This is a genomic window from Coriobacteriia bacterium, from assembly GCA_014859305.1.
Taxonomy (GTDB): domain Bacteria; phylum Actinomycetota; class Coriobacteriia; order Anaerosomatales; family Kmv31; genus Kmv31.
The window spans coordinates 1-15,319 of record JACUUM010000035.1 but is presented as its reverse complement, the minus strand read 5'-3'; the positions used below and the strand labels follow the sequence as shown (position 1 = coordinate 15,319).

The following is a 15,319-nucleotide window of genomic DNA, read 5'->3' as shown; positions in this document are numbered from 1 at the left end:
AGGTTCGGGCGGGGGTCATCGGGCGCGGGCCCGCTCGGGTGCGGCCGCTACGGCCAGTAGGGTGACGTGGCGTCGGTGTTGTGCGACCCGCAGCCCGTCTGCCCGCAGTCGTTCTTGTTCCAGGACCCCGAGTAGTTCTTGTCGGTGATGTTGTTCAGGTACAGCGCGCGGTAGGGCTCGGGGTCGCCGCGGTAGCCGAGCAGGCGCGGACGCTTCCAGCCGTGCGGGATCTTGACGTGGCATCCCGTGCATCTGGCGTCCCGCGAGCCTCGGTCGCCGTGCTCGCGATGCGCGTTGTTCATCGTGTGGAAGTTCACGTGGCACTTGCTGCAGATGACGTTCGAGCTCACGCCGTTGGTGGAGCCGCGGTTGATGTACGCGGTCTGGTAGTCGCCCGCGTAGGCGCTGTCGATGAGGAACCTGGTCGATGTGCCATGGGGTCCCTTCGCCCCGGTGCCGCTCCACGTGTGGCAATCCGAGCACGTCAGCATCGAGGCTCGGGTCCAGCCGGTCCTCAGCCACGCCGTGTCGTTGGGCAGACTCCAGGTGCGGTTGTTCGACGCGCCGAGGCCCGCGGTCTTGGGCCACACGTCGCCGGCGACGTTGTGTCCGCTCTCGTTGGCGGGGTTCAGTTCCAGCGCGAGGTCCGTGGAGACGTAGGTGCCCGAGCCGCTCGTGACCTCGAAGGGCTGCCCCGAGTACGAGCTGTGGCACTTGAAGCACAGGTACGCCTCATAGTCGGTGCTCCCGCCGTCCATGCGCTCCGCCGTGAAGCCCGTCGCCGCCGTCCACTCGCCCCCGTCGTAGGACGGGCGCACCCCGATCGCGCCGCGCAGCACCTCTCCCGCGACGCTGCTGCCCTGCGCGTGCCGCCCCGGGCGCGTGGCGTGGGGATCGTGGCAATCGACGCATTCGGCATGACGGTTCGAGGCCCCGAGCTCCTCGGGTCCCTCCGTGTCGCTGTGCCGCCCGGAGAGCTCCACCGGGTGGCGGTACACCTGAGAGAACGGCGTCTCGACGTCGGGCTGCATGTCCGGCTGCGCGTCGAGGTTCGGATGGCAGGCGCCTCCGGTGCAGCTCGGGGAGGCCCGCTTGGCGAGGTGGCAGACGTAGCAGAGCCTCTCCTCGGCGTAGGCCGAGGTGTTGTCGCGCCTGGCGTCGACGTGGCCGGCCGGAGCCGAGCCCCCGACGTAGTAGGCGGTGGCCGCGGTCAGCCTGGGGTTGTCCGAGGCGTGCGGGTCGTGGCAGCTCTCGCAGCCCGGCGTGATCCTGGTGACGCGAGACTGCGCGTGGCCGCCGTTCCCCCACTCCAGCCCGCTCTGCGCCTTGTTCCAGCCGGGGAAGAACGGACTGGACGACATGGCGGTGAAGACGGGCGAGTACGGCACGATCTTCGTGGCGCTGAAGGCGCGGGCGGGGGCGACACCGTCGTGGCACTTCAGGCAGAACTCGCTGACGGTGGCCGGGGCGGGAGACTTGGTGTCGTCGGGGTCGCTCACCCTGGAGGTCTGCCAGACGGACCCCGCCGTCCCCTTCCGGACGGCGTGCACGTTGTGGCAGTTCACGCAGGCCAGCGCTCCGCTGGGCACTTCCTGGGTGTACACGGAGCTGACGGACCACTCGTCGAGCCTGGGCGTCGACAGGCCTGTCGGAGAGATCAGCGCGGCGACGAGCCGTATCCGCGGATAGGCGGCGGTCGTCAGCGCCGAGAGGTCCACGGGGCTCTCCGTCAGACCCGTGTATCCCGGGACGTCGAAGCCGCTCGCGTCCTGTACCTTGACCTCGATCGCGGTCTCGGCGGCAACCTCCGCCGTCCACGCCAGCTCCCCCCAGCGGTTCGCCGACGGATGGGGGTCGATGTAGCCCGTGGTGGCCGTGCCGAAGGTGAAGTACCCCATCGCCGTGAACGGCTCGGGGTCCGCCTCGGCGAACGCGATGCTCGCGCCGGCTTCCCACGGGGTCGCGTCCGACCACAGCGCCTCCGGCCCGGTCAGCGCCTCCCAGTCACCCCAGTCACCGACGAGGGAAGGGTCCTCCGGTATGGCGATCCGCGCGAAGCCTGTCGTGTTACCGCCCCGTACGGCGTAGAGGTAGCCTCCATCGACACCGTCCCAGACGAGGCCGCAGCCGTCGCCCAGGGCGCCGGGGAACGGGAACTTGGTGAGCTCCATCTTGGCCGGCGTGCCGGCGAGGGTGGTCATCACCATCGTGTCGCCGGCCCCGCCCGTGTCGGCTCCGATGATCATGAGGAACTCTTCACCCCCGGCGGCGCGGAAGTGCGCCATCCGGTTGTAGCGTGTGGTCCCGTCACTGCGCACGACCTGGACGCCTTGAGTGAAGTCGACGTTGCCGCTCCTGATCGAGGGCGCGCCGACGTAGTACAGGCGGCCGTCGTTCGCGCCGCCGTTGCGGTCGAGGACGAAGAGACGGTCGGCCCCGGGCGCGTACGCGACGGCAGAGCCGGCGCCGAGGTTGCGGGTGGTCCCCCCGCTGTCCCGGAACGTGATCGCGGTCTGCCAGCTCTGGTCGCTCGCGCGCCACTTCATGATCGTCGCGGTGTTGTTCGCGCGCGTGAAGTACACGAAGCCGTTGCCGAGGTCGGAGGCGTTGTCCCCTCCGACGCCGACGGCCGCCTGGGTGGCGGGCGCGTTCGTCCACGTGCCGTTACCCGAGTCAGCCGGAGGGGTGTAGTACCACATGTTCGTGGAGGCCGCGCCGCGTGTGACGTACAGGCGCGCCAGCGACGGCACCCACACCGCGCTCGAACCGGAGCCGGGCGCGTTCCCGTCCGCCGGGTCGAACGACATCGTGTTCCACGCGTCGTCGGCGGGCTTGTACTGGTCGAAGTAGGCGGACCCGCCCTTGTGCGCGAAGAGCAGCGGCTGCGGAGGCGGGTCGAACGTGCCCGAGGTCGTGCCCAGCACGATCGACCCGTCCCCGTCGGCGGCGTTCGTCACCGTCTGGAACCGGGTGTACGTGTCGAACTGCGCCTGGGTGGTGTGGTGGAAGGTCGCGTCGAAGACGGGGACGTCCTTGAAGCCCGAGGGATCGACCGGATGAGACGAGGCGCGCCGGAACTCGGCCTCGACGTCGCCGCGGTTCGTGCCCCACCACGTGAACGGCTTGGTCCCCGCGCTCCGCGACTCCGTGCTCGTCGAGCTGTGGCACGCGAAGCAGATGCCGGCGCCGGCGTACTCGTCGCCGGCCGTGTCGCTCTGCCGGTAGTCGATCAGCGCGTTGTTCGGCGAGGCGTGCTCGTTGTGGCAGGCGGTGCAGTTCGCCTGCAGCTTCCCGGGAGCGCCGAGCGTGCTCAGCACGGCCGCCTCGTTGTGGGCGCTCGCCGCGAAGCCGGTCTCGTGGTCGCCGCCCGCGTTGTCGTAGGCCTGAGCGCCGCCGGTCTCGTTCATGTACGTCATGACCCCGGACCCGTGACAGCCGAAGCAGAAGCCGTTGCCGAACGTGGCCGCGTCGGTGCTGTAGGGCGACCCGGTCTTGGCCGTGTTGCCGCGCAGCAGGTTCCCGTAGCTCGTCGCGGGGTCGTACCCGGCGTCGGTCTCGTTGTAGGGCTTGCGGTGCGCGGTGTGGCAGGCGACGCACTCCCGCTGCCCCGCCGACATCGCCGGGTTGCGGTGCATGCTGGGCCCGCCGGGCAGATCGGGCCCGCCCGTGGAGACGGAGACGTCATCGCCGAAGGCCGCTTGCGCGTCCAGGGTCGAGGCATGGCCGTACTCGTCGGTGTCGGGCGGGTCCGCCGCGTTCGTCTTCCCGTGGCACTCGTAGCATGCCCCGGCGCTCTTGGCCCCGAGCGCGCCGGTGTCGGCCGCTCCGTGGACCCGGTGGCACATGAGGCACGTGTCGGTGTCCGCGCCGAGGACGTATGTGCCGTGGGGGTCGGCCGGGGCGTTGCCGGAGAACGCCGAGAGGTTCCCGGCGGCGTCGCGAGCGCGCACCGAGAAGTAGGTGGTGTACTTGCGGCTCCTGTCCCCGTCCTCGGGCACGGAGACCGACGTGTTCTCGCCGGCCACGGTGGTCACCAGGCTGCGCTGGGCGCCGGGGTACGGCATGCGGTACACCAGGTACTCAGCCACGCCGCTGCCGCTGTCGAACGAAGGCTCCCACCCGACAAGGATGCCGGAGAGCCCATCGACGCGCGCGCCGGGCTTCTGAGGCCTGGTCGGCGGCGTGACGTCGGCGAGCTCCGGACCGGTGGCGAACGTCGCCTCCGCCGGCGCGGCGAGCCTGTTCCCGGCTTCGTCGGCCACCGAGGAGCGCACGACCAGCCGGTACGTCCCCTCGAGCGGTTCGAGCGCTCGCACGGTCACGGCCCTGGCGAGGGCCGAGTAGCTCACGCTCGCTTCCACGGTCTCGCCGCTCGTCTCCTCGACGAGCGACACGCTCGAGGCGTTGACGCTCGCCGGGTCCAACGGCTCCGAGAAGTAGACGGCGAACGAGTCGTCCTCCACGCCGAGCTGCCCCGGCTCAACCGAGGTGGAGAGCACCCGCGGTGGCGTGTCGTCCTCGCGAGCCGCCACGCGGGCGAGAGAGACGGGGCGCCGGTGGGCGAGCGGCTCCACCAGGCGGGCGAGCCCGACCAGCAGGCCGCTCCGGGGCAGCGCCGCGCGCACGCGCCAGCGCGCGCCCTCGCCCTGAAGCCACGCGACCCCGCCCTCACCGGCGGCCAGAGCGGTGACGGAGCCGGTGGAGTACGTTTCGAAGTGCGCCGTGTCGCCGCCGCCCAGCCGCCGGGAATCGACGTGGGTCGAGCCGGACGAGGCGTCCACCCAGTAGGCGACCCCGTCGTGCACGACGGGGTAGGTCTGCTCGCCGGGCTGGACGCACACGTCGTGGTAGGTCCGGCTCTCCGTGTCGAACGCGCGGATGTCGAGGTCGCCGGCGGGTCCCTCCTCGGCCCAGACGATCCAGCGGCCGTCGGTCTCGGGCACGACCTCGTTCCGGGTGCTGTCAGCGACCGCGATGAACCTTCCGGCGGCGAGGTCGTACGCCTTCACGTCGGAGTCGAAACGGCCGGCGGGCTGACCCGCCCAGTCCTGCCATACGACGATGTCGCCCGCCACCCGCGGGCGCCGCTTGGGCACGTTGTAGCCGGAATCGACACGGAAGCTCGACCCGGTGTCCAGGTCGTGCGCCCAGATCTGCGGGCTGTAGGTCGTCCGATGATCCTCCCACACTACCCACCTCGACGACACCGACGGGCTGACCTGGTTGTCGGCGGCGCCTGAGATGACCCGCGTGTCGCCGGCCCAGGCGTCGTAGAGGTAGACGTCGGCACTACCGGCACTCCACCCGGTGTAGGCCACGAGCGGGCCGGCCACGGAGGGCTGGAGCGCGTTGACCGACGGGTCGTTCACCCGGGTCGTCGACCCCGTGACGCCGTCGTACAGCAAGACGGAGTACGCGCCGTCGCGCCGGTCGGCATAGACGACCCTCGGCCCGGAGACATCCACGCTCTCAGGCTTCCTGCCCCCGATGTCGGTGACCGCGCCACCCGCTCCCGCGGCTGCGACGCCCGAGGACAGGAGCGCGAGGATCGCCGCGACCGGCAGCAGCGCTCGGCGCGCCCCCCATACGCCCACCGCTCTCGACCTCCCCCGCGAAGCGGGACGGCCGCCCCCGACGACGACGCGTCCTCAGAGCCATTATCGCGCAAGGGGCGGCACCGTTTAGTGCCCCCCGTCACACCCTCGACGCGCCTGCCGGCCCTGCCCGGCGGCGATCGCGGTCACGAAACCCTCTCCGGCCTGCTACGGCAGCTGCTGCAAGGGGTCGTGACAGTTGAGGCACAGGTCGTCCGGGACCTCGACGAGCAACGACGGGCTGTCCGACTCGTGCGGGAAGGTGTGGAAGCGCGGATTGCCGGAGGTGAGGCCGTCGATGGTGGACAGCGTGAACTCCTCGGACGCGGCGATGCTGCCTTGGACCACGTCGCCGACGCTGCGGGCGTCCTCGTGGCACTGCTGACAGATGGGCTTGTGGCCGCTCTGACCTGTCGTGTACGGGTATGGCATGACGTAGCCGCGGTTGCTCCTGCCGAGGCTGCCCGACGTCGTCGTCAGCTCGCCGATCCCGGTGACGACCTGGACGTTGTCGTAGTGGAAGTAGGCGGCAGGGAACTCGGCGGCGCTCTCGACGGGATGGTTGAACACCGTGCCGCCGCTCATACGGCCCTGGTGACAAGTCGCACACCAGTCGGAGCCGTACTTCTCGATCTCGGCCGCCGCGCCCGTGGGGCGCTTCTTGAGCAGCCGGCTGCTCGTGAAACCCACGGTGCCGGTGCCGTCGGACGACTCGCCCTCCACGCGCCGGCGGTCCCCGAGGAAGGGGTCGACCGTGTTGGAGCCGTGCGGAGTGTGGCAGTCGGTGCAGGTGAGGTTGCCGCCCTCCCCGCCGAACGTCTGGGAACGGTCCCCGCCGCTCTCGCCGTCGCCTCCCGGGATGACGTTGGTGACGTCGATGGCATGAGCGGCGACCGGGTCCTGACCGGTGCGCGCCTTCACGGTGCCGTAGACACCCCCGCCGCCGGTGCCGTCGTGGCAGACCTCACACGTCGCCTTCATGGTCGCCCTGGGCAGCAGCAGGATACCGTCGGCCGGCGCGGCGTGCACCGTGTGGCAGGTCCGGCACTTGTTCGTCGTGGTCGCGTACCCGGAGTGCGGCCCCTGGCGGGCGACGTTCTCCCCCGACGGGTCGACCGTCTGGGTGGTGCCGTGGCACCCCAGACAGGTCCGGCCGCTGCCGGTCTCGTCGTAGGCCCACGCGCCGGCCGGGAACAGCAGTGCGCACGCGAGAAGCGAGAATGTGACCAGCAGCGTCCTTGGCATCCGTCCCAGTCCCCAGGCACGCGGCAGCACGGCGAGACGCGTCGCCGCCTTGCACCATCCTACCTCGTCGCGGTCACGAATGACAGTTCGCTCCAGCCCGGACATCAGGGGCGCACCGTTCGGACCAGCCGGACGAGCTGCACCCGGTCGTTCTCCTTGTCGGCCACCAGCAGCAGGTCGCCGTCGACATCCACGTCGTTGAGGAAGTTGAGCTGGCCAGGGGCGGTGCCCCTCTCGCCGAAGCGCTCGATCGTCCTGCCCCGCTCCCCGATGAGCACGAGCTGGAAGTCGAACGCGTCGGCGACGAGCAGGCGACCCTCGTCGTCGACGGTGAGGCCCCGAGGCAGGCCGAGGAGGCCCTCCTCGGCCTCGTCGGCGTCGTCCGTGCGAGTGGCCGGATCGGTCAGACGCGCCATGCCCAAGGGCCTGCCGAAGTCCCACAACGGCGTACCCTCCGAGTCGAAGGCGGTGACCCGGTTGTGGTTGGAGTCCGAGACGAAGATGGTCCCGTCGGCCCCGACCGCCACCCCGTTGGGGTGGTCGAGGTCGCCGATGCCCGAGCCGGGCTTGCCGAACTGCCGCACGAGCTTGCCGTCGGTCGTGAAGACGAAGACCTGGTACGTGTCGGTGGCGTACACCTTGCCGTCGCGCACCGCCACGTCCGTCACCGCGATGCCTCCGCCATCCTGGCCCGAGCCGCCCCGCCCCACGGGCTTCAGGCGGTCGGGGAAGGCGCGCAGGAAGTTCCCCTCGGCGTCGAAGGCCTGGATCTGGTCGTTCCGGAAGTCGGCCACGTACACCGTCCCGTCCTCGTCGACGTCGATGCCGACGGGGAAGTTCATCAGGCCTTCCTTCCAAGTCGGCTCGACGCCCGGGATCGGCTTGCCCACACCGAAGCCGCCGAACTCGAAGAGGAAGTCGCCTCTGCGGTCGAAGACGCAGACGCGGTTGTTGCCGGTGTCGGACACGTAGATGCGGCCGCGGGGCCCGAAAGCCGCCGACATGGGCCGGTCGAAGCGCGGCGCCGGACCCTTGCCGGGCCCCTGTATCACCAGGACGGGCTCCAGACCCGCCACGGTGTCGCCGCCCTCGAGGGTGAGGGACTCCGGCGCGAGAGTGAGCAGCAGGTAGACGATGAGCGCGATGAGCAGGGCCGCGAGCACGCCGGCCAGCATCCCGAACGCCTGGCGGGGCGTCAGGCCGCGCCGCAGCACGCCCTCCGGCGCCGCGGTCTCCGCCTCGGTCTCCGCGCGCGCCTCGATGGGCTCGTCCAGCGGGTCTCGTGTCGTGTCAGCGTTCACTCCGCCGTCTCCACACGCTTCAGGCCCTCACGGGCCTCCTTCATGTCCGGTACGTACTTCAACGCCAGCCGGTACCGCGCCTCCGCCCAATCGGCCCTGCCGAGGTTCTCGTAGGCGAGCCCCATCAGGTACTGGAGGTCGGCCATCTGGGGCCTGGCCTCGGCGGCCGGCCGCACCGCCTCGACCAGGGACCGGTACTCCTGTCTTGACGCGTACAGCTCGCCGAGGGCCTTCGCCGCCAGCGTGTGGTCCTCCTGCACCTCGAGAACATCCCAGAGGGCCTCCTCGGCCGCCTCCGGCCGGCCGATCTCCCGGTAGATGACGCCACGGTTGTAGTTCGCGGCGGTATCGCCCGGCGCCTGCTCCAGCACCTCTCCGTAGGTCTCGAGCGCATCGTCGAAGCGATACGCCCGCTGGTAGGCGAAGGCCAGCTGGAGCCGCGTCCCGACGTCTCCGGGGGCGCCGGCGAGCTTCTCGCGCAACCTGACGACCTCGAGCTCCTCGGCGGACCGGGGCGTGGGCTCGCGGAGGAGGCCGCGAGCCGCGTAACCCCCGACACCGGCCACGGCGAGCAGCAGGACCACCGCCAGCACGGCGAGCCACACCGGGACGAACTGCGCCGGCCCGCGCCGATCGGTCTCTCGCGCGCGCTCCTCCCCCCCGCCGCCCGCTCCGACGAGGACGGCGTCGCCGCGCTCCTCGGCCGGACCCGGGGCCTGGGTCACGTCCGCGCCTCCTCGCATGTCAGGTAGAAGGAGAGTATCTGCAGCTCGGTCGATAGGTCCGCCTGCCGCACGGCCGTACCGCCGGGCAGGTTGAGCTGGACCGGCGCGAAGTTCAGGACGGCGCGTACCCCCGCCCGGGCGGCCGACTGCGCCACGCTCTGCGCCTGGTTCGAGGGTGTGGCGATGATGAGGATCTCCACGTCGTTCTCACTCACCACCCGGTCGATGTCGGCGATGCTGCTCACGGCCAGGCCGTCCATCGCGGGCTTGCCGATCTTCTCCGGATCCGTCTCGAAGACGGCGACGACCTCGAAGCCGCGATCCTGGAAGCCGGGGTAGGTGACCAGCGCGCTGCCCAGCCGCCCGAACCCGGCGATGGCGATGCGCCGCGTCTTCGTGAGCCCCAGCCTGCGCGCCAGGTGCGTTATCAGCCCGTCGACGTCGTACCCGATGCCCCTCGTCCCCAGCTCGCCGAGATAGCTCAGGTCCTTGCGCACCTGGGCGGCGTTCGTCCCGGCCATCTCGGCGATGCCCACGGAGTTGATGACCGGTACGCGCTGCGCCTGTGCCTCGATGAGGCAGCGCAGGTAGAGCGGGAGCCGCTGTATCGTCGTCGGCGGGATGTTGCCGCATCCCATGCGCCACGGGTCGTTCATATCAGGATTGCCTCACTTCACCCCGGGTGTACCGGTCGTTCCTTCTACGGACAGCAGCGAGTTCCTTGCCGTCTCGCGGGTGGCGGCGGGTGCGCTCGTGACGGCGATCACCCGCCTGTACGCTTCGGCGGCCTCTGCGTCCCGGCCCCGGTCGCGGTACATGTCGCCGAGCATCAGATTACCGTCGGTGTAGCGCGGATCCATCCCGACCGCGGTCTCGAGCTCCGCGATGGCGTCGTCGTCCCGGTCCAGCGTCCGGTATGCCACGGCGAGCTGCAGCCGTATGGCGGGACCGAACGGCTCGACCTCGACGCCGCGCTCGGCCGCCCGGACGGCCTTCTCGGCGTACTCGCGGCCGAAGCCGAAGTCCGCCGCGAGGTTGTAGAGGTTGGCCAGGAAGACGTAGTTGTCATACTCCCAGGGGACGTACTCGATCGTGTCCGCCATCGCCGCTTCCGCCTCGCCCAGGGCCCGGACCGCGGCATCGGTGTAGGACTGCGCGTCCTGGCCGGCCTGCTCGGCGGCGCGCGCTTCCCGGAGCCGGTCGATGAACTCGGACTGCAGGGCCTGCCCCAACTCGGCACGGTACATGTCGTTGTACGGGTTGAGCGCTATCGCGCGCCGCGAAGCGGCCACGCGGTCCTGTCCCATACCGCTCAGCCGCGCGCGGAGGTATTGGTTGTCGGCCGCGACGTAGACGGCGTTGCCCATCGAAGCGGCCAGTACGACGCCCGCCAGGGCGATCCCCGCGTACGAGCCCCACGACGGGGCCTTGAGCTCGACGTTCCGCGCTACGGGTGCGAGCAGGATCCCCATGAACGCCCACAGGAGGAACGTGGAGCCGGTCACCGACAGGCCGGCGAGCAGGTGCACGAGATAGCCGGCGCAACCCGCCCACATCGCCGCGAGCAGGAAGCGCTCGCCGGCGTCCTCGCGGCTGAAGGCGACGGGAGCGCTCTTGAAGGCGGAGAGGCCGAACACGCCGTAGAGCAGCAGGAACCCTGGGACGCCGAAGGCCGTCATCGCCTGCAGGGGGTAGTTGTGAACGTTGTCCGCGACCGAGAGGTAGCCGGCGGCGGCGACGTACTCGACCGGCTTGTACTTGGGGAACAGCAGCCTGAACGTGTCCGCTCCGAACCCCGTGAGGGGCCGGTCCCTCACCGCCTCGACCGCCGCCTGCCATATCTGGGTCCGGGTCAGCCCGCTGCCTCTGCTGAAGTCCAGGATCGTGGAGAACCTCTTCGCGATGTTCATCACGTGGGACGGCGAATCCAGGCTCTGGTAAACGATCACCGCGCCCATGAGCACGACCGCGACGATGAACGCGTAGTCGAGCGCCTGGAGCCTGGTACGCCGGCGGAACGCGGCGAATCCCAGGATCGCCAACGCCACGATCCCCCCGATCCACGCTCCCCGGACGATGGCGGTTATCCAGGTGAAGACGACGAGGAGGAAGCCGGCCCAGTACGCGGCCCGCCACCATCTCTGGCGTTCCTCGAGCGCGAGCGCGAGCCCCAGCGGCAGGACGAGCACCAGGTACCCGCCGAGCAGATCGGGGTTGCCGTAGGTCGAGAAGGCGCGGCGCGCCTCGAACGGCAGGGTGCGTCCCCAGTCGACCGGATCGATGCCGAGGACCTGCGTCGCGCCGTAGCCCGCCACGAGCACCGCGCCGAGGAACGCCGTGCGCGCCAGCGAGCGGATGCGGGACGGCCGGTCAACGAACTGTACGGCGAGGAAGAAGACGGCGGCGTAGTTCACGAACGAGATGAGCCCCTCGAACCGCCGGTACTTGCCGAAGACCGCCGTGGGCGGGTGGATCGACAGGACGGTGGTGAGCACGACCCAGGCGAGGAAGGCGAGCACGAGCCAGTCCGCCGGCGTCCGGCGCACCTTGCCTCCTCGGATCAGGATCGACCAGCCCAGCGCCCCGTAGGCCACGAGCGTGACCGCGCGCATCACGAAGACCTTGACGATGTCGAACTGGTCGTAGGTCAGCGGGAGCCGCCAGACCCCCGTCCACGTCGCGTTCGACATCGCCAGGGGGACGGCCACCAGGAGCACGTGCAGGCATGCCCAGGCGACGCGGTGCCCGGCGTCCATCTCCGCCGAGACCGGACGGGAAGGCGCGCCGCCCCTCGGGCGGCCGCCCTTACCAGCCGCCGAGGACGCCTGCGTGCCCTTGCCGGCGGCCTTGCGGCGCGCCGCCTTCTTGCGGGAGCTCCCCATACGTTCCTCTCACACGGCCCCGCGACCCGTGAGCACGACGCGCAGGGTCTCGACGACGATCTGTAGGTCCATGGGCAGATTCTGATGATACATGTATATGAGGTCGTACTTCAGCTTGCGCTCCGGTGTCGTGGCGTAGCCTCCGGCGACCTGCGCCAATCCCGTCACCCCCGGCTTGACCCTGAAGCGCTCCCGGTAGCCGGGGATCTCGCGCACGAACCGTTCCACGAAGAACGGCCGCTCGGGTCTCGGGCCCACGAAGCTCATGGCGCCGTCGAGGATGTTGAGGAGCTGAGGCAGCTCGTCCAGGCGGTAGCGCCGCAGGAAGCGCCCGAAGGGCGTTACCCTGTCGTCGTCGGAGGTAGCAAGCACCGGGCCGCTCGCCGATTCGGCCCCCCTGACCATCGTGCGGAACTTGTAGACGCGGAACCTCCGCATGTCGCGCCCGACCCGCTCCTGGGCGAAGAAGACCGGCAGGCCCATCGTGAGCGCGACGCCGAGGGCGGCGAACAGCAGCACCGGCGAGAGCGCGATCAGGAGCACGGCAGCCCCGGCGATGTCGAGCGCGCGCTTCGTCGCCGAATACCAGGGGGCGACCGTGCGGCGGGTGATCTCCATCAGCGGTATGTCGGCGACCATGCTGTCCACGGTGCCGATGAACACCTCGTAGAGCTCGGGCACGACCTCCACGCGCACCTCGGTCTCCTCGCACAGCGCCAGGTCCTCCACCAGCTCGCGGATCTGGACAGGCGAGACGACGATCACGCGGTGCGCGTCGTGCTCGGCGACGATCGCCGGCACGTCCTCGGCGGTGCCCAGCACGGGCAGCCCCGACGCCGCCACCTCCTCGGAGAGGTCCTCCTCGGGAGTCGAGCGCGCGAAGCCGACCACCCGGTAACCCCAGGCCTCACGCCGGCGCAGCTCGTCGGCGAGCTCGGCGGCCACCGAGCCGGTGCCGAGGATCAGGATGCGCTGCTCCGGCCAGCTGATGCCGCCCAGGCGCAGCGCCAGCGCGCGCCAGCCGACCAGGGCCGCGAAGTGCAGCACCCAGGCGATCAGTATCGCCAGACGCGAGAAGGCGAAGAAGCGCGGTCCGCCGAAGAACGAGATGGCCGCGGTCAGCACGGCGCCGAGCGTGATGGCGGGGAAGACGGCGCGCGCGACCGCCCAGGAGCTCTCCGTGTGCTCGGGCTCGTAGAGGCCGTAGATGTAGCCGGCGGCGAGGTAGGCGAGTGTCAGCAGCGGCGCCAGCGCGACGTAGGCCTCGAAGTTGAAGCGAGGCAGCTCGCCGCCGAAACGGATGAGGTAGGCGACCACGAACCCCGCGTTGACCAGCACGGCGTCGAGCACGACGGAGAGCGTGAGGAAGCGCCTGCGCGACATCAGGCCTCCCCGCCGGAGACGTCCGCCCGGGGACCGAGCGCGACCGCCTCGCCGTAGACGGCGAGCGTGTCGTCGACCATGCGCGCGATCGTGAACTCGCGGCGCGCGCGCTCACGGGCCTGCGCGCCGAGCCGCTCGCGCAGCGCGCGGTCCTCGATCAGACGCCGCAGCGCCCCGGCCAGCGCCTCGACGTCGCCGGGAGGGACGGTGAGGCCGGTGACGCCGTCGGCGTTCACGAACGGCACGCCCGTGGTCAGCCGGGTGGAGACGACCGGCGTCCCCGACGCGTGCGCCTCGAGCTGCACGAGCCCGAAGGCCTCGCTGCGGGCGACCGAGGGCAGGCAGAACACGTCGGCCGCGCGGTACCAGGCGCGCAGCTCCGCGTCGTCCACCGGCGGCAGGAACGTCACGCGGCCGGCGACACCGCGCGCCATCGCGATGGTCCGCAGCTCGGCCTCCAGCGGACCCTTCCCGACCACCACGAGGTCGGCGTCGACGCCGGCCATCGCCCGCACCAGCACGTCGGCGCCCTTGTAGTAGATGAGTCTGCCGACGAACAGCACGATCGGCCGCTCGTGGCGCGCGCGCAGCTCCTCGGCACGGCGCTCGAGCTCCGGGGTCGGCTCGAAGGCCTCCACGCGGATGCCGAAGGGCACCACGCGGCACTTCCCGCGGACCCGAGCGAGGAACGGCGAGTGCTCCACCATGTCGGGAGAGGAGGCGACGACCAGGTCGACCTCGCGCAGGAAGCGCCGGAGCAGCGGCGCGTAGGCGGCCAGCATCGCACGCTGCCGGACGATGTCGCTGTGGTAGGTGACGACGGCCGGGACGCGGGATCCGTCCGCGCGCCGCGGGCGCGCGCGGAGCCACGACAGCTCGCCCCACGGGTACGGGAAGTGCAGGTGGACGAGGTCGGTGCGGCGCCCCACGGCGGCCAGCTCGCGCGCGAGGGCCGGCGCGACCGGAGCCGAGGAGACCGCGAAGATCCTCGGCAGGCGCAAGACCTCGACGCCCCCGAGCGTCTCGGAGACGCGCTCGGGCCCCTCGTTGGCGACGACCGCCCGGACCTCGTGCCCGCGCGTGGCGAGCGCCTCGGCGAGGTCGCGGAGGTGGTACTCGATACCGCCGAGGTGCGGCGGGTAGTGCTTGTTGACCATGGTGACGCGCACGCGCCGCTCCTCGCGGTCCGCCTTCAGGCCTGGCGGTCCCAATCGTCGTCGTAGCGGATGATGTCGTCCTCCTCGAGGTACTCGCCGACCGCGACCTCGATCACCTTCAGCGGCACCTTGCCGACGTTCTCGAGCCGGTGGGTCTCGCCGATCGGCACGTAGACGCTCTCGTTGGGGTGGACCTCGACACGCTCCTCGCCGCGGGTCACGAGCGCCGTGCCGCTCACCACCACCCAGTGCTCGCTGCGGTGGCGGTGGGACTGCAGCGATAGCCGCTGCCGGGGCTCGACCTCGATGAGCTTGATCTTGAAGCCGTCGGCCTGCAGCAGGTTCGTCCACGTGCCCCAGGGGCGCGCGGCGGTCCTGGGCGCCACCACCTCCGGCGCGCCGGCCTCGCGCAGCCGCTCGACCAGCATGCGCACCTCCTGCACGCGCGCCTTGTCGGCGACCAGCGTGGCGTCGGCGGTGTCCACCACGATGAGCCCCTCCAGCCCGAGGGTGGCGACCAGGCGGTCCTGCGTGTAGACGGTCGTCTGGCGCGAGTCGTGGTCGTACGCGCGGCCGACCAGCACGTTGCCCCGTTCGTCGGCGCACCCCAGGCGCTCCACCGACAGCAGCGAGCCTACGTCGCACCAGTCCAGCACCGCCGGAACGACCGCCACCCGCTCGGAGACCTCCAGCACCGCGGTGTCGAAGGGCGCCTGCGGCAGGCCGAGGAACGCCACGCGCGCCTCGTCGCCCGTCCAGCGCGCCGGCGGCGTCTCGGCGACCTCGCGGGCGACGCTCGCGATGCGAGCCGAGTGCGCGGAGGAGGGGGTCGCCGCGGCCTCCCCGGCGCGCTCGAGCTCCTCCAGCACTCGCGACGCGCCGGCGACGAGCATGCCGGCGTTCCACAGGTAGCCGCCCTCGGCGAGGTAGCGGGCCGCGGTGGCCGCGTCGGGCTTCTCGACGAAGCGCTCCACCAGCAGCGGCCGCGGGCCGGCCGCGGGCGATCCAGCCGGAGGGGCCTCCGCGCCCGCG

At 71.1% G+C, this 15,319-nt stretch carries 9 protein-coding genes; all 9 read right to left on the bottom strand.

The window, feature by feature from the left end:
- Positions 1–47 precede the first annotated feature (47 nt).
- Positions 48–5,594 carry an Ig-like domain-containing protein gene (locus IBX62_07635; protein ID MBE0476949.1) on the bottom strand — a complete coding sequence of 1,849 codons (5,547 nt, stop codon included), beginning with the start codon at positions 5,592–5,594 and terminating at the stop codon, positions 48–50.
- A gap of 168 nt (positions 5,595–5,762) precedes the next feature.
- Positions 5,763–6,944, bottom strand: coding sequence for a cytochrome c3 family protein (locus tag IBX62_07630; protein MBE0476948.1), 1,182 nt, complete (start codon positions 6,942–6,944; stop codon positions 5,763–5,765).
- Complete coding sequence (locus IBX62_07625; protein ID MBE0476947.1) at positions 6,944–8,140, bottom strand: hypothetical protein; 1,197 nt, start codon at positions 8,138–8,140, stop codon at positions 6,944–6,946. The genes IBX62_07630 and IBX62_07625 overlap by 1 nt, the downstream gene beginning before the upstream one ends.
- Positions 8,137–8,865 (bottom strand): tetratricopeptide repeat protein, encoded by a 729-nt coding sequence (locus tag IBX62_07620; GenBank protein ID MBE0476946.1) that lies wholly within the window; start codon positions 8,863–8,865, stop codon positions 8,137–8,139. Before IBX62_07620 ends, IBX62_07625 begins: the two co-directional genes overlap by 4 nt.
- Positions 8,862–9,521 (bottom strand): redox-sensing transcriptional repressor Rex, encoded by a 660-nt coding sequence (locus IBX62_07615; protein MBE0476945.1) that lies wholly within the window; start codon positions 9,519–9,521, stop codon positions 8,862–8,864. Before IBX62_07615 ends, IBX62_07620 begins: the two co-directional genes overlap by 4 nt.
- Positions 9,522–9,533: 12 nt before the next feature.
- Complete coding sequence (locus tag IBX62_07610; GenBank protein ID MBE0476944.1) at positions 9,534–11,747, bottom strand: O-antigen ligase family protein; 2,214 nt, start codon at positions 11,745–11,747, stop codon at positions 9,534–9,536.
- A 9-nt stretch (positions 11,748–11,756) separates the two neighbouring features.
- Positions 11,757–13,130, bottom strand: coding sequence for a sugar transferase (locus IBX62_07605; GenBank protein ID MBE0476943.1), 1,374 nt, complete (start codon positions 13,128–13,130; stop codon positions 11,757–11,759).
- A complete protein-coding gene (locus tag IBX62_07600; protein ID MBE0476942.1) occupies positions 13,130–14,341 on the bottom strand; it encodes a glycosyltransferase in 1,212 nt (403 codons plus the stop codon). The genes IBX62_07605 and IBX62_07600 overlap by 1 nt, the downstream gene beginning before the upstream one ends.
- Positions 14,323–15,319: cupin domain-containing protein (locus IBX62_07595; protein ID MBE0476941.1), on the bottom strand; the 997-nt coding region annotated here is incomplete at its 5' end. The genes IBX62_07595 and IBX62_07600, both read right to left, overlap by 19 nt.